This window comes from Streptomyces tremellae (genome assembly GCF_039540215.1).
In the GTDB taxonomy this organism is placed as follows: Bacteria; Actinomycetota; Actinomycetes; order Streptomycetales; family Streptomycetaceae; genus Streptomyces; species Streptomyces tremellae.
The window spans coordinates 15,821-38,985 of the sequence record NZ_BAABEP010000057.1; the positions used below are offsets into that span (position 1 = coordinate 15,821).

Consider the following 23,165-nt stretch of genomic DNA (forward strand, 5'->3'; position numbering starts at 1 on the left):
GTCAGATCTCCTCGACGGCTGCGCCGGTCAGGAAGCGCAGGGGGTTGCGGCGGGTGATGAGGTCCACGAGGTCGTCGTCGACGCCCGCCGCGCGCGCCTTCGGCAGGAAGGACCTGAACAGGTGTCCGTACCCCTGGCCGCCCTCCGACTGCAGATAGCCGTGGCGTGAGATGTCGCAGCTGAGCAGGGCCCGGTCGGCGTGGCCCGCCTCCAGCAGGTCGAGCAGCAGCCGCAGCCGGGTGGCGTCGCTCTGGTAGCTCTCCTTGCCGATGGTGTCGAAGGCGACGTAGGCGCCCTCGGCGGCCAGCGCGCGGTGCACGGCGGGGTCGTCGAGCAGGTCCTGGTGCCCGATCGAGATCCGGTGCGGCGGCAGCCCCGCCGCGGTGAGGATCTCCAGCTGCGCCGGGCCGCCGTGGCCGAGCTGCGCGTGGGTGGCGAGCGAGAGCCCGCTCGCCGCGGCGGCGCGGGCCGAGGCGGTCAGCACGCGGGCCTCCGCGGGACTCGGCACGTCGCCGTGGCTGCCGACCTCGCCGATGACGCCGGGCCGTACGCCGGTCGCGGCGCCGTCCGCTTCGAGTCCGTGCTCGATCTCGCCGAGCAGGATCTCCGTGAGCCGCCCCGGGTCCGTGGGGCCGACCTCGGCGGGGTGGAAGGGCTCGTAGTACCAGCCGGTCGCGGCGACGACGGCGACGCCGGCCCCGGCCGAGATCCTGGCCAGGGCGCGCGGGTCGCGCCCCATGCCGCGGCAGGTCAGCTCGATCACCGCACTGAGGCCGAACGCGTCGCGCAGGGCGGACAGTTCGGCGGTGACGGCGGGCGCGTGGGCCGACGCGTCGAGGACGGCCGCCCGGTCGCCCGCCCGGTCGAGATCGAGGACCAGGTGCTCGTGGGCGAGCACGGGGCCCCTGACCTGGGACACGGCCAGCGGCCCGGCGACGGTGCGCAGATGGTGCTGCATGGTGCGGGTGCCTTTCCGGGCCGGGGCGCGGGGCCCCGGCCCCTGCGACGGGGCGTGCCTCAGCCCTTCACCGGGGTGAACAGGTCGAGCCAGTACAGGACGTTGAGGAGGATGCCGCCGACGATCACCGCGGCGGGGGCCGCCGCCATCCGCACCACGGGCCGGCCCATCGCCTCGTTGATGAGGTAGAGGCCGCCGACGACGAGGATGCCCAGCCCGCCGCCCATCACGTTGGCCGCGAGCAGCGAGCCGAAGAGGATCGCCAGTTGCAGGGTGTCCGTGATGGCGCTGCGCAGGTGCTCAGAGGAGTCGCGGACGCTCGGGAGCTTGCCGAGGACCTTGCCGATGGAGGACAGGCCGAGGATCTCAAGGGCGAGCACCACGGCGCCCGCCACGGCTGCCAGCACCGGGTTCGGCATCAGATAGCCGATCGGGTAGACCAGCGTGAGGCCCGCGATGCCGTACGTGCCGGAGGCCAGCGCCGTCGTCGCGATCAGCGGGATGAAGCCGAACACCCGGTAGAAGTCGACCTGGGCCGCCTCGCCGATGTGGCCCTTCGCGATCAGGAAGCTGGTCGCCTCGCCGCCGCCGAATATGTGCATCTGCGCGATGAGGCAGACGCCCGCGCCGAGGAGCATGAACAGCGGCAGGTGCCGGCGCAGCCGGGTGGCGCTCGCGCTGAACAGGGACGCCATGGGGTCTTCGAGGCCGACGTCCTCGGCGGGCGCGGTGGAGGTGGCGACGCCCCCGCCGCCGGCCGGCGCGGGCGCGCTCGCACCGCCGCTGCCGCCGGAGCCTTCGGACGGGTCCTCGCGGGCCGCGGCCTCGGCCGCCTCCGCCTCGGCCGCCCGGTCGGCCGCGCGCTGGACCAGGTCCTTGCGTACGGCGAACCCGATGAGCATCAGCACACCGGCGGCCATCGCGAGCGAGCCGGCGAACACGCTCGGCCACAGCTTCATCGTGAGGATCACGAACGCCAGCTCCACGACGGCCGTGATGCCGCCGCGCAGCCTGCCGAACTGCTTGGCCACCGCGATGACCGGGAACAGCGTGAACAGGAACAGGATCGGCGTGGACATCTGCTGCATCGCGGTCAGGAAGTCCACGGGGAGCTTGTGCGCCACGTCGTTGGCGCCGTTGAGCCCGAAGACCACGAGCGCGCCCCAGGCGCCGCCGAGCAGCACCGCGAGCCACTTGCGGACGGCCAGGATGCCGAGGATGTCCGTGGGCAGGAACAGCAGCCACGGGTTGAGGACCCCGGACGAGAGCGCCATCGGCGCGCCCAGGCCGAAGATGAAGCCCGCCGAGAGCCCGAACGCGACCGCGGCCGTCGCCGCGCGCGTGGCGCGCCCCTGGATGAACTCCAGCATGAAGGGGCGGGTGCCGTCGTTGAAGACGGCCAGCGCCATGTGCGAGATGAGCGCGGTCAGCGCTGCCAGCACGATGACGGTCAGTTTCTGGGTCAGCGAGAAGTCCAGCTGGGTGCCGGCTGCTAGCACTGTGCTCACGGGGCTCACTCCTTAGTGCCCTGTCGTGTCTCGGGCGGTCAGCCCCGCGCCGCGATGGCGCGTGCCATGAGCGGGGCGATGACGTCGATCTGGTCGATCGCGAAGCCGAAGACGGTCTTGCCCTCGGCGAGCAGCGCGTTGATCTGCTCCTCGGTCGGCACGGACCGGCCGAACGTGTGGCACTTGGCGGCGCCCACGAGGCCGAGCAGCACCCCGAGGGAGGCGCCGGCGCCGGTGTGGCAGGTGCCCAGGTAGTAGTCGGCCTGGCCGGCGCGCAGCTTCATCGCGGCGTCCATGTCGCTCGACGCGGTGATGGTGATGCCGTCGAGTCCGAGGTCGGAGACGGTCTTGGCGACCTCGGTCTTGCCGACACCGCCGGTGAGGATCTTCGTCATGGCTGGTTCCTTCTCTGGTCGTGCCCGGTCCGTGCGGGCCGGGAAGCGGGCGCCGCCTGAGGTCAGGCGGGGGAGTGCTGGGCGAGCACCGCCAGGTGCAGCGCCAGGAAGTTGATCTCGGACTCGGGCAGGGCGGCCCCCAGCGCGTGCTCGGCGCGGCCGGAGATCTCCCGGGCCCGCGCCACCGCCTCCGGGTGGTCGGCGAGTTCGGCGGCGACCTGCTCGTCGGTGGTGAAGGCGGCGATGGGCTCGCCGTCGAGGAGGCGGGTGAGGGCCATCATCAGGTGGCTGGTGAGCATGCCGGCCGTGTCCTCGGTCACGGTGTGCCCGCCGGCCGCGAGGGCCGCGAGCTCGTCCGTGACGAACGCGGCGACCTCCGGGCGCACCTGGCCGCTCTCGCGGAACAGCTGGATACGGAGGGCGAGCTGGTCGTCCATGGTGTGTCCTTCCTCCTTCGGACCGGTTCCGCGCAGTGGGCGGGCGGTCGGGCGCCGCACCGGGATTGTTCAGTAACCCGTATTCTGTATTTTGAGTCGGCACCTCGGCCGCGGCCGGAGCGGACACGCCGTGCGCCCGTCAGTACCAGGGGGTGCGCTCCCCCTGGAGCACCTCGCTCTGACACTGGGTGACGGCCTCGAAGTCCAGCGTGTCCCGCACGGCCGCCAGTGCCGCCGCGCCGTCCGTCCTGCCGATGACCGCCGCGCTCGAATTCCGCAGGGCCAGGTCGCGGGTGACCTCGTCCCCCAGCGGGAGCACGTCGACCCCCGGCCCGAGCCGGCCCAGCGCCTCGTCCAGGTTCCACACCGTGGCGTCGGCGAGGTCGTGCTGGAACACCTCGCCGAGCTGCATGTACGACGCCTCCACCCAGGTGACGTCGGCGCGCCCCGCGAACACCAGCTCGGCCAGCATCCGCTGGTCCTCCGAGGCGTGGTCCACCGCGACCCTGAGCCCCGGCACGTCCGTGTTGAGGCCGTGGCGCACCAGCAGGCCGTGCGCCCCGACGTAGGTGGCGGGCCCGAGGTCGGCCACCAGCTCCACCGGGTGCTCCTCGACCAGCCGGTCGGCCGCGAAGCGCGAGAGCACCACCAGGTCGACCTTGCCGTCGAGCAGGGCGGTCGTGCGCGCTCCCGCGCCCCGCATGAAGGTGATCGCGAAGGGCGCGCCCGCCGCCTCGAAGGCGGCACGCAGCCCCGTCGCGAGCCCCTCGTACCGCCGCGAGTACGGCAGCGGCATCGCGGCGAGCAGGGTGCCGAGCCCGGAGAGCCGCCAGAGTATGGACCGGTCCGAGCGGACCAGGAAGGTGCCCAGGTGGCCCCGGGCCGTCGTCTCGATGGCCTGGGCCTGTTCGAGCAGTTGGAGGGCGGCCTGGACCGTGCCGTTGCCCACGCCGAGCTCCTGCGCGAAGTCGCGCACGCGGGGCAGCCGTGTCTCCGGCTCGTGGTTCAGCAGGAGAACCGCGAGCTGCCGCGCGGCGAGGCCGTTGCGCGTCAGGAAACGCTCGTCAAGTCCAGTCACACGGCGACAGTAACCAGAATCCCGGATACTGGCAAGAGTCATTCGGGCGGAATAGGTACATGGGGCTTAAACCGGTTCGAACATGCAGGTCAGGGGACCCGGGCGATCAAGTACCGGAACACGTTCGGCAGCCACACCGTGCCGTCCTTGCGCAGATGCGGATGGAGCGCCTCGGCTATCTCCTTCTCCACCTGGCGCCGGTCCGTGGCCCGCACCGCCCCCTCGAACGCGCCGGTCGACAGCATCCCGCGCACCGCGCTCGCCAGGTCCGCGTACCCGAACGGGCAGGCCACCCGCCCCGAGCCGTCGGGCCGCAGCCCGGCCCGCGCCGCCACGTCCTCCAGGTCGTCGCGGTGCGCGGGCCGCCACGTCCCCTTGCGCAGCCGGTCCGTCAGCCGCCCCGCCACCCCCAGCACCCCGGAGGCCGCACACCGCTCGGGCGGCCCCCAGCCGGCCAGCACCACCGGGGCGCCCCGCCGCGCCATCGGCAGCGCCGCGCGCAGCGCCGGCACCGGGCTCAGGGTGTCCCCGGCCACCGACCCCACCGGGCGGAAGACCGTGACCACGTCGTACGGCGCCGCCTCCGGCTCCTCCGCCTCCGTCAGCCGGTCGGCGGGCAGCAGCCGCCGCCCCTCGCTCCGCCCGGCGCGCAGCCGCTCCCCGGCGAGCGCGAGCAGCTCCTCGTCCGAGTCCACCCCCGTGACCCGCGCGCCCAGCGTCGCCGCCATCAGCAGCGAGAGCCCGGAGCCGCAGCCGAGGGCGAGCAGCCGCGTCCCCTCGCGCACTTCGAGCCGCTCGTAGACCGCCTCGTACAGCGGCACCAGCATCCGCTCCTGGATCTCCGCCCAGTCACGGGCGCGCGGACTGATGCCCGCCGCCGGGGCGGCGGGCGCACCCCGCTCCCCGGTCCGCTGCGGCCTGTGGTGGTCGACGAGCGTGCGTGTCATGAAAGCGCCCCAATCCGCCGAGAGGTCTCTCGTGCCCTGCCGGGCATCCTCCGTGTGCGTGCGCACCCACATCCCCCCGTATGCCAGGGAACTGCGCATCGGCGGTCGCGTCCAGTGGGGGATACGTAAACTGTTCGTGTCCGCGGCGTTCGCCGGCCGGCTCCGGGCCGATTGCGGCTTCGCCGCGCCACCGCCGTACGATGCCCGCCATGGCAAAGGCACCCGTACTCACACCGCGGGCGGACGACTTCCCCCGCTGGTACCAGGACCTGATCAACAAGGCCGAGCTGGCCGACAACGGCCCCGTGCGCGGCACCATGGTGATTAGGCCGTACGGGTACGGCCTCTGGGAGCGCATGCAGTCCGAGATGGACGCCCGGATCAAGGACGCCGGGGTCTCCAACGCGTACTTCCCCCTCTTCATCCCGCAGTCGTACCTGACGCGGGAGGCCGAGCACGTCGAGGGGTTCGCCCCCGAACTCGCCGTCGTCACCCACGGCGGCGGCAAGGAGCTGGAGGAGCCCGTCGTCGTGCGGCCCACCTCCGAGACGATCATCAACGAGTACTTCTCCAAGTGGGTGCAGAGCTACCGGGACCTCCCGCTGCTCATCAACCAGTGGGCCAACGTCGTGCGCTGGGAGCTGCGCCCCCGCGTCTTCCTGCGCACCACAGAGTTCCTCTGGCAGGAGGGCCACACCGCCCACGCCACCTACGAGGACGCCCGCGACTTCGCCGCGCACATCCACCGGAACGTCTACGGCGACTTCATGTTCAACATGCTCGCCGTGGACGTGGTGCTCGGCCGGAAGACCCGCCGCGAGCGCTTCGCGGGCGCGGTCAACACCCTCACCCTCGAAGGCATGATGGGCGACGGCAAGGCACTCCAGATGGGCACCTCGCACGAGCTCGGCCAGAACTTCGCCCGCGCCTTCCACACCCAGTACCTCTCCAGGGAGGGCACCCAGGAGCTGGTCTGGCAGACCTCCTGGGGCGCCTCCACCCGCATGGTCGGCGGCCTGATCATGTCGCACGGCGACGACAACGGCCTCCGGGTCCCGCCGCGCCTCGCGCCCACCCAGGTCGTCGTCCTCGCCATCAAGGAGGACGACGCCGTCCTCGACGCCGCGCGCACCCTCGGTGCCCGGCTCAGGGACGCGGGCCTGCGCGTGCAGGTCGACGACCGCACCGACACCCCCTTCGGCCGCCGCGCCGTCGACTGGGAGCTCAAGGGCGTGCCCGTACGCGTCGAGATCGGCCCGCGCGACGTGGCGGCGGGCACGGCGATGCTGGCCCGCCGCATCCCCGGCGGCAAGGAGCCCGTCGCCCTCGACGCGCTGCCGGGACTGCTGCCCGGACTCCTGGAGGAGGACCAGGCGCAGCTGCTGCGTGAGTCCAGGGAGCGCCGCGAGGCGCGCACCGCGGACGTGGCGTCGATCGACGAGGCGGTCGAGGCCGCCGCGACCGGCTGGGCGCGCATCCCCTGGGCCGACCTCGGCGAGGAGGGCGAGGCCAAACTCGCCGAGCAGGGCGTCACCGTGCGCTGCCTCGTCGGCGAGGACGGCTCCGTGCCGGACTCCGACGACGCCCCCGGCACGGTCGCCCTGGTCGCCCGCGCCTACTGAGCCGGCCGCCCTCGCGGGGAACCGCGAGGGCGGCCCCCGCGTCCGGGGGCCGGGGGCCGGGGGCCGGGGGCCGGGCGGCGGCGACGGCACTGCGGTGCGCAGGCCGACTACGCGCCGCTGCGTAGCGGCCGCTACGTACCGCCTTGGCGTGAGCTGTGAGAGTTATCCACAGTTCGGCGCACCTGCCCTCGTCGGCGTGCATCCACGGCAACTGACGGGTACGGGCAAATTAATTGGGATGCCCCGTAATGGAACCCGGCGGCGATTCTGATCGTTGTACACGACGTGAGCACGACACCACCTGTTCTCGCCGCAGAGCTGGCGCAGGCGTGGGCCGACATTCAGCGGTACCACCCCGAGCTGCCGGATCTCGCCGCGCCAGAGTCCCTGATCGGAGAGTCCTCGTCCGCCTGCGGCGCCGAGCTCTCCTTCGAGCGACTGCTTCACGAAGCGGTCCACGGCATCGCCGCCGCGCGAGGGGTGCGGGACACCTCGCGCGCCGGCCGCTACCACAACCGCCGATTCCTCGCGATCGCCGAGGAGATGGGCCTCGACCACCCCGAGGAGCCGCACGCGAGCAGCGGCTTCTCGCTGGTCGCGCTCACCCCCGAGGCGAAGCGGCGCTACCGCCCGACGACGGAGCGCCTCCAGCGGGCGCTCAAGGCCCATCTGGCCGCCACGGCAGGCGACACCAAGCGCAGCTTCCGCGGGCCCGCCGCCCGGCACGGCTCGTCGGGCGGAGGCGTGCGGGTGAAGGCGGTCTGCGACTGCGGGCGCAACGTCCGCGTCGTGCCGTCCGTCCTCGCCCAGGCGCCGATCGTCTGCGGCGGGTGCGGCAAGCCGTTCCGCATCCCGGAGACCGAGGCGCAGGACGTCGTCGCGGCCGCGGGCTGACGTCCGCGCCAGTGCTCCCGCCGGTCCTCGTCCGGGGCCGGGCGGCCGGGTCCACCGGCCGCCCGGCCATGCGGCGAGGGCCCCGCGGGAGCGCGTACGGCCCTGCTCCGTACGTGTGGCACAATGAATGGCTGTACTCGACAGTCGAACAGGACCCCTCTCTCCTCCGGCTGACGCGTCCATCGGGCAGATCGGGTACCACAACCCCACGTGGCATCCCGTTGTGCCCCACCACGTCAAGACCAGGAGACACCACTCCCGTGGCAGTCAAGATCAAGCTGAAGCGTCTGGGCAAGATCCGTTCGCCTCACTACCGCATCGTCGTCGCCGACTCCCGCACCCGCCGTGACGGCCGGGCCATCGAGGAGATCGGCCTGTACCACCCGATCGAGAACCCCTCGCGCATCCAGGTGAACTCGGACCGCGCGCGCTACTGGCTCTCCGTCGGCGCCCAGCCGACCGAGCCGGTCCTCGCCATCCTTAAGCTGACCGGCGACTGGCAGGCGCACAAGGGCCTGCCCGCCCCCGAGCCGCTGAAGCAGCCCGAGCCGAAGGCCGACCGCAGTGGTCTCTTCGAGGCCGCGGCCAAGGAGGCCGGCGACGAGCCCAAGGGCGAGGCGATCACGCAGAAGGCGAAGAAGGCCGACAAGAAGGCCGACGACGCCGACTCCTCGGCCGCCGCCGAGTCGACCGAGGGCTGACGATGCTCGAGGAGGCTCTTGAGCACCTCGTGAAGGGCATCGTCGACAACCCGGACGACGTAAGCGTCGCGGAGCGCAACCTGCGCCGCGGCCGCGTCCTCGAAGTCCGCGTCCACCCCGACGACCTCGGCAAGGTGATCGGCCGCAACGGCCGCACCGCACGCGCGCTGCGCACCGTCGTGGGGGCGATCGGCGGCCGGGGCATCCGTGTCGACCTCGTCGACGTGGACCAGGTTCGCTGACGCAGTGGAACACCGGCACGGGCCGGGGAGGCTGAGCCCTCCCTGGCCCGTGCCGTTTCATCAGGAGAGGCACACGCAGTGCAGTTGGTAGTTGCCCGGGTCGGCCGCGCCCACGGGGTCAGAGGCGAGGTCACCGTCGACGTGCGGACGGACGAACCCGAGCTGAGGCTCGGCCCCGGCGCGGTGCTCGCCACGGACCCCGCCTCCGCCGGCCCCCTGACCATCGCCACAGGACGGGTGCACAGCGGCCGGCTCCTGCTGCGCTTCGAGGGCGTCGCGGACCGCGGCGCCGCCGAGGCGCTGCGCAACGTCCTGCTGATCGCCGAGGTCGACCCGGAGGAGCTCCCCGACGATCCGGACGAGTTCTACGACCACCAGCTGATGGACCTCGACGTGGTCCTCGCGGACGGAACCGGGGTCGGCCGGATCACGGAGATCTCCCACCTGCCCTCGCAGGACCTCTTCATCGTGGAGCGGCCCGACGGCAGCGAGGTGATGATTCCCTTCGTCGAGGAGATCGTCACCGAGATCGACCTCGTGGAGCAGCGGGCCGTCGTCGAGCCGCCGCCCGGTCTGCTGGACGACGCGCAGGCGGAGACGGCCGCGCCCGGCGCGGACGCGGGCGCAAAGAACCCGGAGAAGGCGACCGAGGGCGGCTCGAAGGAGGGTACGGGCGGCGGTCCGGAGGCGGGCGCGGGCGGGCCCGGGGGCGGCCCCCGATGAGGCTCGACGTCGTCACGATCTTCCCCGAGTACCTCGACCCGCTGCATGTCTCCCTCGTCGGCAAGGCGCGCGCGGGCGGGCTGCTCGACGTCCGGGTGCACGACCTGCGGCAGTGGGCCCGCGACCGGCACAACACCGTCGACGACACCCCCTACGGCGGCGGCCCCGGCATGGTCATGAAGACCGGGCCGTGGGGCGACGCCCTGGACCAGGTCCTGGCCGACGGGTACGAGCAGGGCGCGCACGGGCCCGCCCTCGTCGTGCCCACGCCCAGCGGGCGCCCCTTCACGCAGACGCTCGCCGTGGAGCTGTCCGAGCGCCCCTGGCTGGTCTTCGCCCCGGCCAGGTACGAGGGCATCGACGGCCGCGTCACCGCCGAGTACGCGACCAGGATGCCGGTGTACGAGGTCTCCATCGGCGACTACGTGCTCGCGGGCGGCGAGGCGGCGGTCCTGGTGATCACCGAGGCGGTCGCCCGGCTGCTGCCCGGCGTGCTCGGCAACGCAGAGTCGCACCGCGACGACTCCTTCGCGCCAGGCGCCATGGCCGACCTGCTGGAGGGGCCCGTCTTCACCAAGCCCCCCGAGTGGCGCGGCAGGGGCGTGCCCGAGGTGCTGCTCAGCGGCCACCACGGCAGGATCGCGCGCTGGCGCAGGGACGAGGCGCTGGCCAGGACCGCCGCCCACCGGCCCGATCTGATCGAGCGCTGCGACCCCGCCGCGCTCGACAAGAAGGACCGGGAGACCCTCTCCCTCCTCGGCTGGGCACCCGAGCCGGGCGGGCGATTTTGGCGCAGGCCGCCCGACGTGGAAGAATGAGCCGCTGCCGTGCGTCCGCCTGGCGCCCCTGCCACAGGGGGAACGACGCCCGTCCGACGCGAGCGGCACCCATCACCGTCTCACGACATTCCGCTGATGACCTGTGGCATCGGCGAGGAAGCAGAACTCATGTCCAGCCTGCTCGACACCGTCGACTCCGCGTCGCTGCGGACCGACCTCCCCGCCTTCCGGCCCGGCGACACGGTCAACGTCCACGTCCGCGTGATCGAGGGCAACCGCTCCCGCATCCAGCAGTTCAAGGGTGTCGTCATCCGCCGCCAGGGCTCGGGCGTCCGCGAGACCTTCACGGTCCGCAAGGTGTCCTTCTCGGTCGGCGTCGAGCGTACCTTCCCCGTGCACAGCCCGATCTTCGAGAAGATCGAGCTGGTCAGCCGCGGCGACGTCCGCCGCGCGAAGCTGTACTACCTCCGTGAGCTGCGCGGCAAGGCCGCGAAGATCAAGGAGAAGCGCGACAACTGACCGCCGGGTCCACAGCGGGGCCCGATAAGCTCAGGGCCCGATGGACAGCGACGCGTACGACACCGAGCGCGGCCCCTCGCCCGCCCCTCCACGGGACGGCGACGAGGGGCCGCGCTCCGTGCGTCCCGGGGGGCCCGAGGAGCCGGGCGCCGTGGAACCGGAGGGGGGTGCGGCCCCGCGCGGCCCGCTCTCCTGGCGCGGGGTGTTCGGCGCCGGTGTGCTGTGCGTGGTGTGCGCGCTGCTGGTCAGCCACTTCGTGATGCAGCCGTTCCTGATCCCGAGCGGCTCGATGGAGCCCACCCTGCGCGTCGGCGACCGGGTCCTCGTCGACAAGCTGGCGTACCGTTTCGGCGGCACGGTGCGGCGCGGCGACGTGGTGGTGTTCGACGGCACGGGCTCCTTCGTCCAGGAGGCGCCGCCCGCCAACCCCGTCACCTCCCTGGTGCGTGGCGCCGCCGCAGCCGTGGGCCTCGCGGGCCCCTCGGACACCGACTACGTCAAGCGTGTCGTGGGCGTGGGCGGCGACCGGGTCGTCTGCTGCACGGCGGGGGGCCGGATCGAGGTGAACGGGCGGGCCGTGAGCGAGCCGTACGTGATGCCGGGCGACGCCCCCTCCAGCGTCAGGTTCGACCTCGTGGTGCCCCAGGGCACCCTCTTCGTCCTCGGCGACCACCGCGCGGACTCGCGGGACTCCCGCGACCACCTCGGCGACCCCGGCGGCGGCATGGTGCCCGTGGACCGGGTCATCGGCCGGGCCAGGTGGATCGCCTGGCCGCTGAGCCACTGGGCGTCCGTACGCGGTGGCCGGGCGCCGTTCGCGCGGGTACCCGCGGCCGGCGGCGCGCATGGGTAGGCGCGGCCGCCCGGCGGGCCACGGTCCGCGGAGCGGTCCCGAGGGTGCCGCCCTGCCGGGCAGGGCGGAGCGCAGGCGGCTGGCCCGGCGCGTCAAGCGGCGCAGACGGCGCTCCGCGGTCACGGAGATACCGCTGCTGATCGTGGTCGCGGTGGTGATAGCGCTTGTCCTGAAGACCTTCCTCGTCCAGGCGTTCGTGATTCCCTCGGGCTCGATGGAGGACACGATCCGCGTCGGCGACCGGGTCCTCGTCGACAAGCTGACCCCGTGGTTCGGGTCGCGACCGCACCGCGGCGACGTCGTCGTCTTCAAGGACCCGGGTGACTGGCTGGCCGGCGAGCGGCAGCCGCCCGACACCTCGGGGCCTGCCGTGCGGCAGCTGAAGAAGGGCCTCACCTTCATCGGCCTGTTGCCCTCGGCGGACGACCGCGACCTCATCAAGCGGGTCGTGGGCGTCGGCGGCGACACCGTCAAATGTTGTGACGCGAAAGGCAAAGTCACCGTCAACGGAAAAGCCCTCGACGAGCCCTATCTCTATCCGGGCAACGCGCCGTCGACGATCTCGTTCGACGTGAAAGTGCCCGAGGGGCGGCTGTTTTTCCTCGGCGACCACCGCGCCCTTTCCGCGGATTCGCGCTACCACATGGACGAGGAATTCCAGGGCACGGTGCCCCTTTCCGACGTCGTGGGCCGCGCCGTGGTGATCGCCTGGCCCCTCGGGCACTGGCGCAGACTCGACGACCCCGCGACGTTCGGGGCGGTGCCGGGACCCGGCGGCGCGGCGGCGTCCGCCGTGTCCGGGTCGCCTAGGGTGGCTCGTCGGGCCTCGGACGGATTGCCCGCGCCCCCGAGCCCTGTGGAACTTCCGCTCGTTATGGGAGTGGTGGTCCTGTCCCGGCAGCGGGGCGGACGCCCGCACGGAGTGGGCCCGCGCCCGGCGGGGTCACACGCAGTGAATTCGGACCCGACGGATTCACACAAGGTGAAGGAGTGGATGTGGGGGATGTGGCGGTCGGCGCACGATCAGGACACGAGGGCCCGGAAGAGGGCCGCGAGCAGCTCGCCGAGTCGCCCGAAGCCCTGACCGACGGAGTGCCTGGAATGCCTGGTGAAGTGATGGAAGACGAGCGGACGCACAGGGGCGGCAGGTCGCGCAGGCAGCGGCAGCGGGGGCAGCAGCGCTCCTTCTGGAAGGAACTGCCGCTGCTGATCGTCATCGCCCTCGCACTCGCGCTGGTGATCAAGACGTTCCTCGTGCAGGCGTTCTCGATCCCCTCGGACTCGATGCAGGACACCCTCCAGCGGGGCGACAGGGTCCTGGTCGACAAGCTGACCCCGTGGTTCGGCTCCGAGCCGCAGCGCGGCGAGGTCGTCGTCTTCCACGACCCGGGCGGCTGGCTCGAGGGCGAGCCCACCCCCCAGCAGAACGTGGTGCAGAAGGGCCTCAGCTTCATCGGCCTGATGCCGTCCGCCGAGGAGAAGGACCTGATCAAGCGTGTCATCGCCGTGGGCGGCGACACCGTCTCCTGCAAGAAGGGCGGCCCGGTCGTCGTCAACGGCCACGCGCTGAGCGAGTCCGGCTACATCTACCCGGGCAACACCCCGTGCGACGACATGCCGTTCGGCCCGATCAAGATCCCGCAGGGCCGCATCTGGGTCATGGGCGACCACCGCCAGGACTCCAGCGACTCCCGCTACCACCAGAACCTCCTCGGAAACGGCACCGTCTCCACAAAGGACGTCGTGGGGCGCGCCTTCGTGGTCGCCTGGCCCGTCAACCGCTGGCACGTCCTCGGTGTCCCCGGCACCTTTGACCAGTCAGGACTCAGCGCGGCCGCCGTCTCGGCGGCCCCCGGCGCGGCCGGCCTCGCGGGGGCCGTGCCGCTGGTCCTGTGGCGCCGCAGGCGGCTCTCCGGCTCCGGTACCGCCGGGTAGGGTGCCTCCCGGAATCCCGAGGGCCGGGACCACACTCCGAACGGGGGCGTGCCGGGATGAGCAGGGCAGGACGGACGAAGGGCGGCCGCGGCCGCCTCGGCAGCACGCTGTCGGGGCTGGTCGTGGCCGTCGGCTGTGTGCTGTTCCTCGGCGGCTTCGCCTGGGCCGCCGTCGCGTACCAGCCCTACACCGTGCCCACCGGCTCCATGACCCCCACGGTGGACGCAGGTGACAAGGTCCTCGCCCAGCGGATATCGGGCAGCGCCGTGCGCCGGGGCGACGTGGTCGTCTTCAAGGACGCGGAGTGGGGCGAGCTGCCGCTGGTCAAGCGGGTCGTCGGCGTCGGCGGCGACACCGTCGCCTGCTGCGACAAGCAGGGCAGGCTGACCGTGAACGGCACCGCCCTCGATGAGCCGTACACCGACAAGTCGCTCGCAGGGAACCGCGCCGCGGGCGCGAACTTCTCCGCGAAGGTGCCGGCGGGCGAGCTGTTCATGCTCGGCGACGCCCGCGCCACCTCGCTCGACTCCCGCGTCCACCTCCAGGACAGGGAGCAGGGCGCGGTGCCGCGCTCGGACGTACGGGGGCGGGTCGACGCGGTCGTCTGGCCGCCCGCCCGTACGGTGGCGCGGCCCGCCGCGTTCGCGGGCCTGCCGGGCGGTGTCTCCGCCCCGGGGCCGCTGCGGCTGATGGCGGGGGCCGTGATCGCGGGAGCCGTCCTGATCTTCGTCGGCGCGGCCCTCGGTCCGCTGCTCAACCGGCGCGGCAGGGCCCGCAGCGCGCCCGCGGCGGAGCCGGCCGGTGTCCGCTGAGCCGCGGCACGTCGCCCGCATGGTGCTGCTCGACCCCGACGACCGCATCCTGCTGATCCATGGGTACGAGCCCGCCGATCCAGCGCTCACCTGGTGGTTCACCCCCGGCGGCGGCCTTGAGGGCGACGAGAGCCACGAGCAGGCCGTACGCCGCGAGCTCGCCGAGGAGACGGGGATCACACGGATCGACCTGGGCCCCGTGCTGTGGCGCCGCAGGTGCTCCTTCCCCTTCGACGGGCGGCGCTGGGACCAGGACGAGTGGTACTTCCTCGGGCGTACGGAGCAGACCGAGGCGGCGCCCGCGGGCCTGACCGAGCTGGAGCGGCGCAGCGTCGCTGGGCTGCGGTGGTGGACCTGCGCGGAACTGGAGGCGACGCGTGAGACGGTGTACCCGACCAGGCTCGCCGGGCTGCTGCGTACGCTGCTCGACGAGGGTCCCCCCGGTACGCCGCTGATGCTCGGTACCGAAACCGCCTGGCAGCGGCCCGCACCGGAGCACAATGGGGGGACGAACGGCTGAAGGGGATGCCATGAGCGCCGAGGACCTCGAGAAGTACGAGACCGAGATGGAGCTGAAGCTCTACCGGGAGTACCGAGATGTCGTCGGCCTGTTCAAATACGTGATCGAGACCGAGCGCCGTTTCTACCTCACCAATGACTACGAGATGCAGGTGCACTCGGTCCAGGGCGAGGTCTTCTTCGAAGTCACGATGGCGGATGCCTGGGTCTGGGACATGTACAGGCCGGCCAGGTTCGTCAAGCAGGTGCGCGTCCTGACATTCAAGGACGTGAACATCGAGGAGCTCAACAAGAACGACGACCTGGAGCTCCCCGCCGGCTGACCGCACGGCCGGCCCCGCCGCTCGCCTCTCCCGCCCCACGCATGACTCACTCGGACGGGTGACCGGGTTGTCCACAGCCCGGAGGGTTTTCCACCGTTCTCCGACCAAGATCCACTCGTTTCCCCGCCGTACGCCAGAGTCGGTGCCGGAGGTGGTGCCGAGATGAACGCGACGGGGGCACTGGGGCGGTACGGAGAGGGGCTCGCGGCCCGGCTGCTGACCGCGGCGGGCATGCGCGTGCTCGCGCGGAACTGGCGGTGCGGCAGGACCGGCGAGATCGACATCGTGGCGATGGACGCCGACACACTCGTGGTCTGCGAGGTGAAGACCCGCAGGGCGGGCGGCTTCCAGCACCCGATGGCGGCGATCACGCCGGTCAAGGCCGACCGGCTCAGACGTCTCGCGGCCTGCTGGATCGAGCGGTCGTCGGGGCCGCCGCCCGGCGGTGTGCGCATCGATCTGGTCGGGGTGGTGCTGCCGGGGCGCGGCAGTCCCGAGGTCGAGCACGTGCGGGGGGTGGCCTGAATGGCGTTCGCACGCGCGTGCTCCGTCGCCCTGGCCGGCGTCGAGGGCGTGGTGGTGGAGGTCCAGGCCGGCCTGGAGCCAGGGGTCGCGGCCTTCACCCTGGTCGGACTGCCGGACAAGAGCCTGGTGGAGAGCAAGGACCGGGTGCGGGCCGCCGTGGTCAACACCGGCGTCCCGTGGCCGCAGAAGAAGCTCACGGTGAGCCTCAGCCCGGCCTTCGTGCCCAAGTCCGGCAGCGGTTTCGACCTCGCCGTGGCCGCCGCGGTCCTCGGCGCCGCCGAGCGCATCGACCCGCGCGCCATCGAGGACCTGGTGCTCATCGGCGAGCTGGGCCTCGACGGGCGCGTCAGGCCGGTCCGCGGGGTGCTGCCCGCGGTGCTCGCCGCCGCGGAGGCGGGGTACCGGCAGGTCGTCGTCCCCGAGCAGACGGCGGGCGAGGCCGCGCTGGTGCCCGGGGTGTCCGTGCTCGGGGTGCGCAGCCTCGGCCAGCTGATCGCGGTCCTCGGCGACGAGCCGGTGCCCGACGAACCCGCCCAGGAGCGGGACGGCAGGCCGGACGCGATGCTCGCGGGCCTCGCCGTGCCGGGCGCCGGGGCGGGCACGGGCATCGTGCCGGGCGCCGAGGGCCCCGACCTGGCGGACGTCGCGGGGCAGGGCGCGGCCCGCGCCGCCCTCGAAGTGGCCGCGGCAGGCGGGCACCACCTGCTGCTCTCCGGCCCGCCCGGCGCAGGCAAGACCATGCTCGCCGAGCGGCTGCCCGGGATCCTGCCGCCGCTGACGGGGCAGGAGGCGCTCGAGGTGACCGCCGTGCACTCCGTCGCGGGCATCCTGCCGCCCGGCGAGCCCCTGGTGCGCACGGCGCCCTACTGCGCCCCGCACCACTCGGCGACGATGCAGGCGCTCGTCGGTGGCGGCAACGGCCTGCCGAGGCCCGGCGCGGTCTCCCTCGCCCACCGAGGGGTCCTCTTTCTGGACGAGGCCCCGGAATTCGCCGGGCGTGCCCTGGACGCGCTGCGCCAGCCGCTGGAGTCCGGGCACGTCGTCGTCGCGCGCAGCGCGGGGGTGGTGCGGCTGCCCGCGCGGTTCCTGATGGTGCTCGCCGCCAACCCCTGCCCGTGCGGCAGACACGGCGGTCCCGTGGCGGCCTGCGAGTGCCCGCCCTCGGCTGTGCGCCGCTACCAGGCCCGGCTGTCAGGGCCCCTGCTCGACCGGGTGGACCTGCGGGTCGAGGTGCAGCCCGTGCGGCGCGCCGACCTGCTGGGCGACGGTACCCGGGGCGAGCCGACAGCGCTGGTCGCAGCCCGGGTCCTCGCGGCAAGACGGCGCGCCGCCGAGCGGTACGCGGGCGTGTCCTGGCAGCTCAACAGCGAGGTGCCGGGACACGAGCTGCGCACCCGCTGGCCCCTCGCCCCCGGCGCGCTCGCCGCCGCCGAGCGCGACCTGGAGCGCGGCATGCTCACCGCGCGCGGCCTCGACCGCGTCCTCAGGGTCGCCTGGACGGTCGCCGACCTCGCGGGCCGCGACCGCCCCGGAGAACGCGACGTGGCCCTCGCCCTGGAACTACGCACCGGCATCCCCCGAGGCGCCCTCCCGCCGACTCCACTGCCAGTGCCGGTGGCGCCGGCGGGGGTGTCGTGACCGGTGGGGCGGGGGCGGGAGAGCGGCGGGCCAGGGCGGCGCTGACGCGGGTCTTCGAGCCGGGCGACGAGACCGGTGGCGGCTGGCTCGGCAGGTTCGGCGCGCCCCGTCTCCTCGCCCTGCTCACCGGTGACGAGGACGAGGCCGCCGCCCGGCTCACCGGCGCCCGGCCCCGGCGGCTCGACGGATACCGGGCCCGCGCCGCGGCCGCCGACCCCGACGCGGACCTCGCGGCGGCCCTGGCGGGCGGCGCCCGGTTCGTCTGCCCAGGCGACGCCGAGTGGCCGAGCCAGCTCGGGGACCTCGGCGCCGCCCAGCCCCTCGGGCTGTGGGTGCGGGGCACGCCCGACCTCCGGCTGTGGGCCCTGCGGTCGGTCGCCGTGGTCGGGGCGCGCGCCTGCACGCCCTACGGCGCCCACCTGGCGGCGGCGCTCGGCGCCGGGCTCGCGGCCCGCGGCTGGGTCACCGTCTCGGGTGCCGCCTTCGGCGTCGACGCGGCGGCCCACCGCGGCGCCCTCGCCGCGGGCGGGGCGACCGCCGCCGTGCTCGCCTGCGGTGTCGACACGGCCTATCCGCGCGGTCACGCCGAGTTGATCGCACGCATCGCCGAACAGGGCCTCGTCGTCGGCGAACTGCCGCCGGGCGACCACCCGACCCGCAGCAGGTTCATCCAGCGCAACCGCGTGATCGCCGCGCTCACCCGCGGCACCGTCGTGGTCGAGGCCGCCTACCGCAGCGGCTCGCTGTCGACGGCCCGCTGGGCCCGGCGCCTCGGCCGGTACGCGATGGGCGTGCCGGGGCCCGCGACGAGTGCGCTCTCCGCGGGCGTCCACGAACTGCTGCGCGGCGAGGGAGTGCTGGTCACGGACGCGGACGAGGTGATCGAACTGGTCGGCGCGGTCGGTGAGCTCGCCCCCGAGCGCAAGGGGCCCGTGCTGCCGAGGGACCTGCTCGGCGCGGAGTGCGCGCGGGTCCTCGACGCGTTGCCCGCGCGGGGCTGCGCGGGGGTCGCCGAGGTGGCGCGGGCCGCGGGAACCACGGCCGACGCGGCCCTCGCCCGGCTGGTCGAGCTTCACTCGCTCGGGTTTGTCGAACGACACAGCGACAGATGGCGTCCCGCCGTGCCGCGGCGGGGTACGGGGGAGGCTCCGTCGCAGGGTACTTGACCTGGGGCATTCGGGTGACAGGGTGAGGCGGATGACCCCCATATCCCGCTGACGGCACGGCCGGCCGGTGCGGCACCGCCCCCGCACCCATGCGCGTACCGCCACCGGCCGATCACGCTACGCTCATCCGTATATCCCCACGTCACAGCAGAACGGCTCAAGGCACCGCATGCCCCAGCACACCTCCGGGTCCGACCGCACAGCGGCCCGGTCGGCGCCCCCACAGGCCCGGAGCGCCGACCGGCCGCCCGCGCCCTCGTCGCTCGACGAGCTGTGGCGGACCTACAAGGCGACGGGCGACAACCGGCTGCGCGAGCAGCTGATCCTGCACTACTCCCCGCTGGTGAAGTACGTCGCGGGACGCGTCAGCGTCGGCCTGCCGCCCAATGTGGAACAGGCGGACTTCGTCTCCTCCGGGGTGTTCGGGCTGATCGACGCCATCGAGAAGTTCGACATCGGGCGGTCCATCAAGTTCGAGACGTACGCCATCACCCGCATCCGCGGCGCCATGATCGACGAACTGCGCGCCCTGGACTGGATCCCGCGCTCCGTCCGGCAGAAGGCCCGCGCCGCCGAGCGCGCCTACGCCACCCTCGAGGCCAAGCTGCGGCGCACCCCCTCGGAGAGCGAGGTGGCCGCGGAGATGGGCATCGCCGTCGACGAGCTGCACGCCGTCTTCAGCCAGCTGTCGCTCGCCAACGTGGTCGCGCTCGAGGAGCTCCTGCACGTCGGCGGCGAGGGCGACCGGCTCAGCCTCATGGACACCCTGGAGGACACCGCGGCCGACGACCCCGTCGAGGTCGCGGAGGACCGCGAGCAGCGCAGGCTCCTCGCCCGCGCCATCAACACGCTGCCCGACCGGGAGAAGACCGTCGTGACGCTCTACTACTACGAGGGCCTGACGCTGGCCGAGATCGGCAACGTCCTCGGCGTCACGGAGAGCAGGGTCAGCCAGATCCACACGAAGTCGGTCCTCCAGCTGCGCGCCAAATTGGCAGATTTGTAAAGTGGGACCGTGCCCAGGATTCGAGCGGCCTCCGTGGCCGAGCACCGGACCATGCAGCGCGACGCCCTGCTCGACGCCGCGCGCACCCTGCTGTCGGAAGGCGGCACCGAGGCGCTGACGTTCCCCGCGCTCGCCGAGCGCACGGGGCTCGCCAGGTCTTCCGTCTACGAGTACTTCCGCTCGCGCGCGGCCGTCGTCGAGGAGCTGTGCGCCGTCGACTTCCCCGTCTGGGCGGCCGAGGTGTCCGCCGCGATGGCCGCCGCCCCGACGCCCACCGCGCGGATCGAGGCGTACGTCCGCACGCAGCTGACGCTCGTCGGGGACCGGCGCCACCGCGCCGTCGTCGCGATCTCCGCGAGCGAGCTGGACGACGGCGCCCGCGAGAAGATCCGCGCCGCCCACGGCGGGCTCGTCGCGATGGTCGTCGCCGCGCTCGGCGACCTCGGCCACCGCAGCCCCCGGCTGGCCGCCATGCTCCTCCAGGGCGTCGTGGACGCCGCCGTGCGCCGGATCGAGCTGGGCGCGGCCGAGGAGCCCGCGGAGATCGCCGAGGCCGCCGTGGCCATGGCGCTCGGCGGTGTCACGGGCTGCGCCTGAGGCGGCCAGGGCCCAGCGGCAGCAGGCGGGAGGGGCCCGGCGCGGGCAGCAGGGCCAACGGGTCCAGATACGCGGCACCGCGCAGCAGCCCGAGGTGCAGACAGCCGGCGGCGCAGTGGAAGGGCCCCGCGGCCAGCCGCCCCACCACCTGGCCCGCCCGCACCGTGTCGCCCCGCGCGACCAGCGCCGTCACCGGCTCGTAGGTGACGCGCAGCGGCGGGGCACCCGTGCCGGTCAGGACGATCGACAGGACGCCGCGCCCTGCCACCCGCCCCGCGAAGGACACCCGCCCGCCGGCCACCGCGAGCACCGCGTCCCCGGCCTGCGCCGCGAGGTCCGCGCCCCGGTGGCCGGGCCCGTAGGCGGAGGGCGGTGGCAGCCAGCCCCTGACCACCTCGGGGCGCGCCGCCACCGGCCAGGACCGGCCGCCCTGCGGCCCCGCGGCGGGCCCGGCCGGCGGCAGCACGCGCGTGGCGGGCGCACGGCCCGCCACGGGGGCGCCGTGCGCCCCGGTGGCACCCGCCCCGGCGGGCGCACCTGCTCCGGCCGGGGCGGCGCAGGCCCACAGGAGCACGGCGGAGAGCAGCAGACGCAGAGTTGCCATGCCCCGAACTGTCCCCGCCGCGGGCCCCCACGCGGGGATCATGAACGGCATCTGTGGACAACTCGGTGGTTGTGGACAACGCCGTCACCTGGGGGTGCGAGGGTCCCGTACAATTCCTGTGCGGCCCGGGTCACCGGGTCGACTTCGCACGCCCCGGCACCGGCGATCAGCTACCGGTGCCAGCGCCTCTCGGTCCTTTGCGGCACGGCGCGCAGGGCGTCAGGCGCGACCGCCGTCCGGCGGCCGCGACAACCGAGTACCTAGGAGTGCGGCCATGGCCGTCGTCACGATGCGGGAGCTGCTGGAGAGCGGCGTCCACTTCGGTCACCAGACCCGTCGCTGGAACCCGAAGATGAAGCGCTTCATCTTCACCGAGCGCAACGGCATCTACATCATCGACCTGCTCCAGTCGCTGTCGTACATCGACCGCGCCTACGAGTTCGTCAAGGAGACCGTCGCGCACGGCGGTTCCATCATGTTCGTCGGCACCAAGAAGCAGGCGCAGGAGGCGATCGCCGAGCAGGCGACGCGCGTGGGCATGCCCTACGTCAACCAGCGCTGGCTCGGCGGCATGCTGACCAACTTCTCCACCGTCTACAAGCGCCTCCAGCGCCTCAAGGAGCTGGAGCAGATCGACTTCGAGGACGTGGCCGCCTCCGGCCTCACCAAGAAGGAGCTCCTGGTCCTCTCGCGCGAGAAGGCCAAGCTGGAGAAGACCCTCGGCGGCATCCGCGAGATGCAGAAGGTGCCGAGCGCCGTCTGGATCGTCGACACCAAGAAGGAGCACATCGCCGTCGGTGAGGCGCGCAAGCTCCACATCCCGGTCGTCGCGATCCTCGACACTAACTGCGACCCCGACGAGGTCGACTACAAGATCCCGGGCAACGACGACGCGATCCGCTCCGTCACCCTGCTCACCCGCGTGATCGCCGACGCCGTCGCCGAGGGCCTCATCGCCCGCTCCGGCGTCGCGACCGGCGACCAGAAGCCGGGCGAGAAGGCCGCGGGCGAGCCGCTCGCCGAGTGGGAGCGCAACCTTCTGGAGAAGAAGGACGAGGCCCCCGCCGAGGCCCCCGCCGAGGGCGCCGCCGCCCCCGCCGAGAGTGCCGCCGAGGGCGCCGAGGTGCAGACCTCCGCCGAGACGGCCAAGGTCGCCGACGCCGAGCAGCAGGCCGAGACCCCGGCCGACCCGGCCGCGCCGGAAGCCGCCGCCGAGCAGGCCTGATCCCAGGGTTCGCAGCGACGGCGGGGGCCATCGGCCCCCGCCGTCCACCCGTAGATCTTCGACTTCAAGAGAGAAACTAGAGATGGCGAACTACACCGCCGCCGACGTCAAGAAGCTCCGCGAGCTGACCGGCGCCGGCATGATGGACTGCAAGAAGGCGCTCGACGAGGCCGAGGGCAACGTCGACAAGGCCGTCGAGCTGCTCCGCGTCAAGGGTCAGAAGGGTGTCGCCAAGCGTGAGGGCCGCAACGCCGAGAACGGCGCCGTGGTCTCCCTCATCGCCGAGGACCGCGCCTCCGGCGTCCTGCTGGAGCTGAAGTGCGAGACGGACTTCGTCGCCAAGGGCGAGAAGTTCCAGTCCGTCGCCCAGGCGCTCGCCGAGCACGTCGCCACGACGCAGCCCGCCGACATCCAGGCCCTGCTCGGCTCCGAGATCGAGGCCGGCAAGACCGTCCAGGCGTACGTGGACGAGGCCAACGCCAACCTCGGCGAGAAGATCGTCCTCGACCGCTTCGCGCAGTTCCCCGCGGACGGCGGCTTCGTCGCCGCGTACATGCACCGCACCATGCCCGACCTCCCGCCGCAGGTCGGCGTCCTGGTCGAGCTGGACAAGGAGAACGCCGAGGTCGCCAAGGACGTCGCGCAGCACATCGCCGCGTTCGCGCCGAAGTACCTCACCCGCGAGGACGTCCCCGCCGACGTCGTGGAGAACGAGCGCCGCGTCGCCGAGGCCACCTCGCGCGAGGAGGGCAAGCCCGAGGCCGCCCTCCCGAAGATCGTCGAGGGTCGGGTCAACGGCTTCTTCAAGGAGGTCACCCTCCTCGACCAGCCGTTCGCGAAGGACAACAAGAAGTCCGTGAAGAAGGTCCTGGACGAGGCCGGTGTCACGCTGAAGCGCTTCGCGCGCATCCGCGTCGGCGCCTGACCCCGGCGTCGGCGCGAGCGCGCCGACCCAGCCGTACACGGAGGACGACGGACCCCGCTAGGGTCTGATGCAGTCGTCGGCCGCGTACCCGCCGGACGACCGCAGATCCGACGAGGAGGCCATTGCCGCGAGGGACGACACCCCGACCCACCGGCAATGGCCTTCGTCGTACGTGTACGAGGAGAATCTCAATGATCGTGTCAAGCCGCATGCGTGACCGGTGGGGCGGAGGTG

26 protein-coding genes and 1 pseudogene are annotated in these 23,165 nt (G+C 73.1%); 20 read left to right on the top strand and 7 right to left on the bottom strand.

The window, feature by feature from the left end:
• Position 1 precedes the first annotated feature (1 nt).
• From ABEA77_RS27530 to ABEA77_RS27555, 6 genes are all read right to left on the bottom strand, one after another.
• Complete coding sequence (locus tag ABEA77_RS27530; RefSeq protein WP_345653151.1) at positions 2 to 958, bottom strand: phosphotriesterase family protein; 957 nt, start codon at positions 956 to 958, stop codon at positions 2 to 4.
• A 59-nt stretch (positions 959 to 1,017) separates the two neighbouring features.
• Entirely contained in the window at positions 1,018 to 2,466 is a 1,449-nt protein-coding gene (locus ABEA77_RS27535; protein ID WP_345653154.1) for a YhfT family protein, read from the bottom strand.
• Positions 2,467 to 2,504: 38 nt separating this feature from the next.
• Positions 2,505 to 2,861 (bottom strand): DUF2620 domain-containing protein, encoded by a 357-nt coding sequence (locus ABEA77_RS27540; protein WP_345653156.1) that lies wholly within the window; start codon positions 2,859 to 2,861, stop codon positions 2,505 to 2,507.
• Positions 2,862 to 2,923: 62 nt separating this feature from the next.
• Positions 2,924 to 3,298 (bottom strand): PRD domain-containing protein, encoded by a 375-nt coding sequence (locus ABEA77_RS27545; RefSeq protein ID WP_345653158.1) that lies wholly within the window; start codon positions 3,296 to 3,298, stop codon positions 2,924 to 2,926.
• A 139-nt stretch (positions 3,299 to 3,437) separates the two neighbouring features.
• A complete protein-coding gene (gene yhfZ / locus ABEA77_RS27550; protein ID WP_345653160.1) occupies positions 3,438 to 4,376 on the bottom strand; it encodes a GntR family transcriptional regulator YhfZ in 939 nt (312 codons plus the stop codon).
• A gap of 89 nt (positions 4,377 to 4,465) precedes the next feature.
• Entirely contained in the window at positions 4,466 to 5,323 is an 858-nt protein-coding gene (locus tag ABEA77_RS27555) for a class I SAM-dependent methyltransferase (RefSeq protein WP_345653162.1), read from the bottom strand.
• A gap of 209 nt (positions 5,324 to 5,532) precedes the next feature.
• Here ABEA77_RS27555 and proS point away from each other — a divergent pair, with 209 nt between their 5' ends.
• The 18 genes and pseudogenes from proS (at position 5,533) to ABEA77_RS27645 (ending at position 20,177) form a co-directional block, all read left to right on the top strand.
• Complete coding sequence (gene proS, locus ABEA77_RS27560; protein WP_345653165.1) at positions 5,533 to 6,945, top strand: proline--tRNA ligase; 1,413 nt, start codon at positions 5,533 to 5,535, stop codon at positions 6,943 to 6,945.
• A gap of 285 nt (positions 6,946 to 7,230) precedes the next feature.
• Positions 7,231 to 7,839: a hypothetical protein gene (locus ABEA77_RS27565; protein WP_345653168.1), complete on the top strand. Its 609-nt coding sequence runs from the start codon at positions 7,231 to 7,233 to the stop codon at positions 7,837 to 7,839.
• A gap of 260 nt (positions 7,840 to 8,099) precedes the next feature.
• On the top strand, positions 8,100 to 8,540 hold the full coding sequence (gene rpsP / locus ABEA77_RS27570; protein WP_345653170.1) for a 30S ribosomal protein S16: 441 nt from the start codon (positions 8,100 to 8,102) through the stop codon (positions 8,538 to 8,540).
• Positions 8,541 to 8,542: 2 nt separating this feature from the next.
• Positions 8,543 to 8,782, top strand: a complete 240-nt coding sequence (locus ABEA77_RS27575) for an RNA-binding protein (protein ID WP_345653173.1) — start codon at positions 8,543 to 8,545, stop codon at positions 8,780 to 8,782.
• A 78-nt stretch (positions 8,783 to 8,860) separates the two neighbouring features.
• Positions 8,861 to 9,505 (top strand): ribosome maturation factor RimM, encoded by a 645-nt coding sequence (rimM, locus tag ABEA77_RS27580; protein WP_345653176.1) that lies wholly within the window; start codon positions 8,861 to 8,863, stop codon positions 9,503 to 9,505.
• Complete coding sequence (trmD, locus tag ABEA77_RS27585; RefSeq protein ID WP_345653179.1) at positions 9,502 to 10,323, top strand: tRNA (guanosine(37)-N1)-methyltransferase TrmD; 822 nt, start codon at positions 9,502 to 9,504, stop codon at positions 10,321 to 10,323. The genes rimM and trmD overlap by 4 nt, the downstream gene beginning before the upstream one ends.
• A 129-nt stretch (positions 10,324 to 10,452) precedes the next feature.
• Positions 10,453 to 10,803, top strand: a complete 351-nt coding sequence (rplS, locus tag ABEA77_RS27590) for a 50S ribosomal protein L19 (protein ID WP_225013609.1) — start codon at positions 10,453 to 10,455, stop codon at positions 10,801 to 10,803.
• A 40-nt stretch (positions 10,804 to 10,843) separates the two neighbouring features.
• Entirely contained in the window at positions 10,844 to 11,656 is an 813-nt protein-coding gene (gene lepB, locus ABEA77_RS27595) for a signal peptidase I (protein ID WP_345653182.1), read from the top strand.
• Positions 11,649 to 12,768 (top strand): annotated as a pseudogene (lepB, locus tag ABEA77_RS27600) (signal peptidase I). The gene lepB (ABEA77_RS27595) and the pseudogene lepB (ABEA77_RS27600) overlap by 8 nt, the downstream one beginning before the upstream one ends.
• Positions 12,662 to 13,591, top strand: a complete 930-nt coding sequence (lepB, locus tag ABEA77_RS27605) for a signal peptidase I (RefSeq protein WP_345653212.1) — start codon at positions 12,662 to 12,664, stop codon at positions 13,589 to 13,591. The pseudogene lepB (ABEA77_RS27600) and the gene lepB (ABEA77_RS27605) overlap by 107 nt, the downstream one beginning before the upstream one ends.
• 56 nt (positions 13,592 to 13,647) lie before the next feature.
• Positions 13,648 to 14,403, top strand: a complete 756-nt coding sequence (gene lepB, locus ABEA77_RS27610; protein WP_345653185.1) for a signal peptidase I — start codon at positions 13,648 to 13,650, stop codon at positions 14,401 to 14,403.
• A gap of 19 nt (positions 14,404 to 14,422) precedes the next feature.
• Positions 14,423 to 14,923, top strand: coding sequence for an NUDIX hydrolase (locus ABEA77_RS27615; RefSeq protein ID WP_425588404.1), 501 nt, complete (start codon positions 14,423 to 14,425; stop codon positions 14,921 to 14,923).
• 10 nt (positions 14,924 to 14,933) lie between these two features.
• Complete coding sequence (locus ABEA77_RS27620; RefSeq protein WP_225013617.1) at positions 14,934 to 15,245, top strand: DUF2469 domain-containing protein; 312 nt, start codon at positions 14,934 to 14,936, stop codon at positions 15,243 to 15,245.
• Positions 15,246 to 15,407: 162 nt separating this feature from the next.
• The gene (locus ABEA77_RS27625) at positions 15,408 to 15,770 is read left to right on the top strand and encodes a YraN family protein (protein ID WP_345653191.1); all 363 of its coding nucleotides are present in this window, start codon (positions 15,408 to 15,410) and stop codon (positions 15,768 to 15,770) included.
• Positions 15,771 to 17,408, top strand: a complete 1,638-nt coding sequence (locus ABEA77_RS27630) for a YifB family Mg chelatase-like AAA ATPase (protein ID WP_345653194.1) — start codon at positions 15,771 to 15,773, stop codon at positions 17,406 to 17,408.
• Entirely contained in the window at positions 17,405 to 18,574 is a 1,170-nt protein-coding gene (dprA, locus tag ABEA77_RS27635; protein WP_345653197.1) for a DNA-processing protein DprA, read from the top strand. Before ABEA77_RS27630 ends, dprA begins: the two co-directional genes overlap by 4 nt.
• A gap of 169 nt (positions 18,575 to 18,743) precedes the next feature.
• A complete protein-coding gene (gene whiG / locus ABEA77_RS27640) occupies positions 18,744 to 19,580 on the top strand; it encodes an RNA polymerase sigma factor WhiG (protein WP_345653200.1) in 837 nt (278 codons plus the stop codon).
• Between the two features lie 33 nt (positions 19,581 to 19,613).
• Complete coding sequence (locus ABEA77_RS27645; RefSeq protein WP_345653215.1) at positions 19,614 to 20,177, top strand: TetR/AcrR family transcriptional regulator; 564 nt, start codon at positions 19,614 to 19,616, stop codon at positions 20,175 to 20,177.
• Here ABEA77_RS27645 and ABEA77_RS27650 read toward each other — a convergent pair.
• A complete protein-coding gene (locus tag ABEA77_RS27650) occupies positions 20,161 to 20,781 on the bottom strand; it encodes a murein hydrolase activator EnvC family protein (protein ID WP_345653202.1) in 621 nt (206 codons plus the stop codon). The genes ABEA77_RS27645 and ABEA77_RS27650 overlap by 17 nt on opposite strands.
• Before the next feature lie 274 nt (positions 20,782 to 21,055).
• Here ABEA77_RS27650 and rpsB point away from each other — a divergent pair, with 274 nt between their 5' ends.
• On the top strand, positions 21,056 to 22,006 hold the full coding sequence (gene rpsB, locus ABEA77_RS27655; RefSeq protein WP_345653204.1) for a 30S ribosomal protein S2: 951 nt from the start codon (positions 21,056 to 21,058) through the stop codon (positions 22,004 to 22,006).
• An 82-nt stretch (positions 22,007 to 22,088) separates the two neighbouring features.
• Positions 22,089 to 22,931, top strand: coding sequence for a translation elongation factor Ts (gene tsf / locus ABEA77_RS27660; protein ID WP_345653206.1), 843 nt, complete (start codon positions 22,089 to 22,091; stop codon positions 22,929 to 22,931).
• The last annotated feature ends 234 nt before the right edge of the window (positions 22,932 to 23,165 follow it).

Bases quoted from the DNA above. Each gene is read 5' to 3' on its own strand.
- ABEA77_RS27530 (WP_345653151.1), bottom strand. From the start codon at position 958: ATGCAGCACCATCTGCGCACCGTCGCCGGGCCGCTGGCCGTGTCCCAG.
- ABEA77_RS27540 (WP_345653156.1), bottom strand. From the start codon at position 2,861: ATGACGAAGATCCTCACCGGCGGTGTCGGCAAGACCGAGGTCGCCAAG.
- ABEA77_RS27545 (WP_345653158.1), bottom strand. From the start codon at position 3,298: ATGGACGACCAGCTCGCCCTCCGTATCCAGCTGTTCCGCGAGAGCGGC.
- ABEA77_RS27555 (WP_345653162.1), bottom strand. From the start codon at position 5,323: ATGACACGCACGCTCGTCGACCACCACAGGCCGCAGCGGACCGGGGAG.
- proS (WP_345653165.1), top strand. From the start codon at position 5,533: ATGGCAAAGGCACCCGTACTCACACCGCGGGCGGACGACTTCCCCCGC.
- ABEA77_RS27575 (WP_345653173.1), top strand. From the start codon at position 8,543: ATGCTCGAGGAGGCTCTTGAGCACCTCGTGAAGGGCATCGTCGACAAC.
- trmD (WP_345653179.1), top strand. From the start codon at position 9,502: ATGAGGCTCGACGTCGTCACGATCTTCCCCGAGTACCTCGACCCGCTG.
- rplS (WP_225013609.1), top strand. From the start codon at position 10,453: ATGTCCAGCCTGCTCGACACCGTCGACTCCGCGTCGCTGCGGACCGAC.
- lepB (WP_345653182.1), top strand. From the start codon at position 10,844: ATGGACAGCGACGCGTACGACACCGAGCGCGGCCCCTCGCCCGCCCCT.
- lepB (WP_345653185.1), top strand. From the start codon at position 13,648: ATGAGCAGGGCAGGACGGACGAAGGGCGGCCGCGGCCGCCTCGGCAGC.
- ABEA77_RS27615 (WP_425588404.1), top strand. From the start codon at position 14,423: ATGGTGCTGCTCGACCCCGACGACCGCATCCTGCTGATCCATGGGTAC.
- ABEA77_RS27620 (WP_225013617.1), top strand. From the start codon at position 14,934: ATGAGCGCCGAGGACCTCGAGAAGTACGAGACCGAGATGGAGCTGAAG.
- ABEA77_RS27625 (WP_345653191.1), top strand. From the start codon at position 15,408: ATGAACGCGACGGGGGCACTGGGGCGGTACGGAGAGGGGCTCGCGGCC.
- ABEA77_RS27630 (WP_345653194.1), top strand. From the start codon at position 15,771: ATGGCGTTCGCACGCGCGTGCTCCGTCGCCCTGGCCGGCGTCGAGGGC.
- whiG (WP_345653200.1), top strand. From the start codon at position 18,744: ATGCCCCAGCACACCTCCGGGTCCGACCGCACAGCGGCCCGGTCGGCG.
- ABEA77_RS27650 (WP_345653202.1), bottom strand. From the start codon at position 20,781: ATGGCAACTCTGCGTCTGCTGCTCTCCGCCGTGCTCCTGTGGGCCTGC.
- rpsB (WP_345653204.1), top strand. From the start codon at position 21,056: ATGGCCGTCGTCACGATGCGGGAGCTGCTGGAGAGCGGCGTCCACTTC.
- tsf (WP_345653206.1), top strand. From the start codon at position 22,089: ATGGCGAACTACACCGCCGCCGACGTCAAGAAGCTCCGCGAGCTGACC.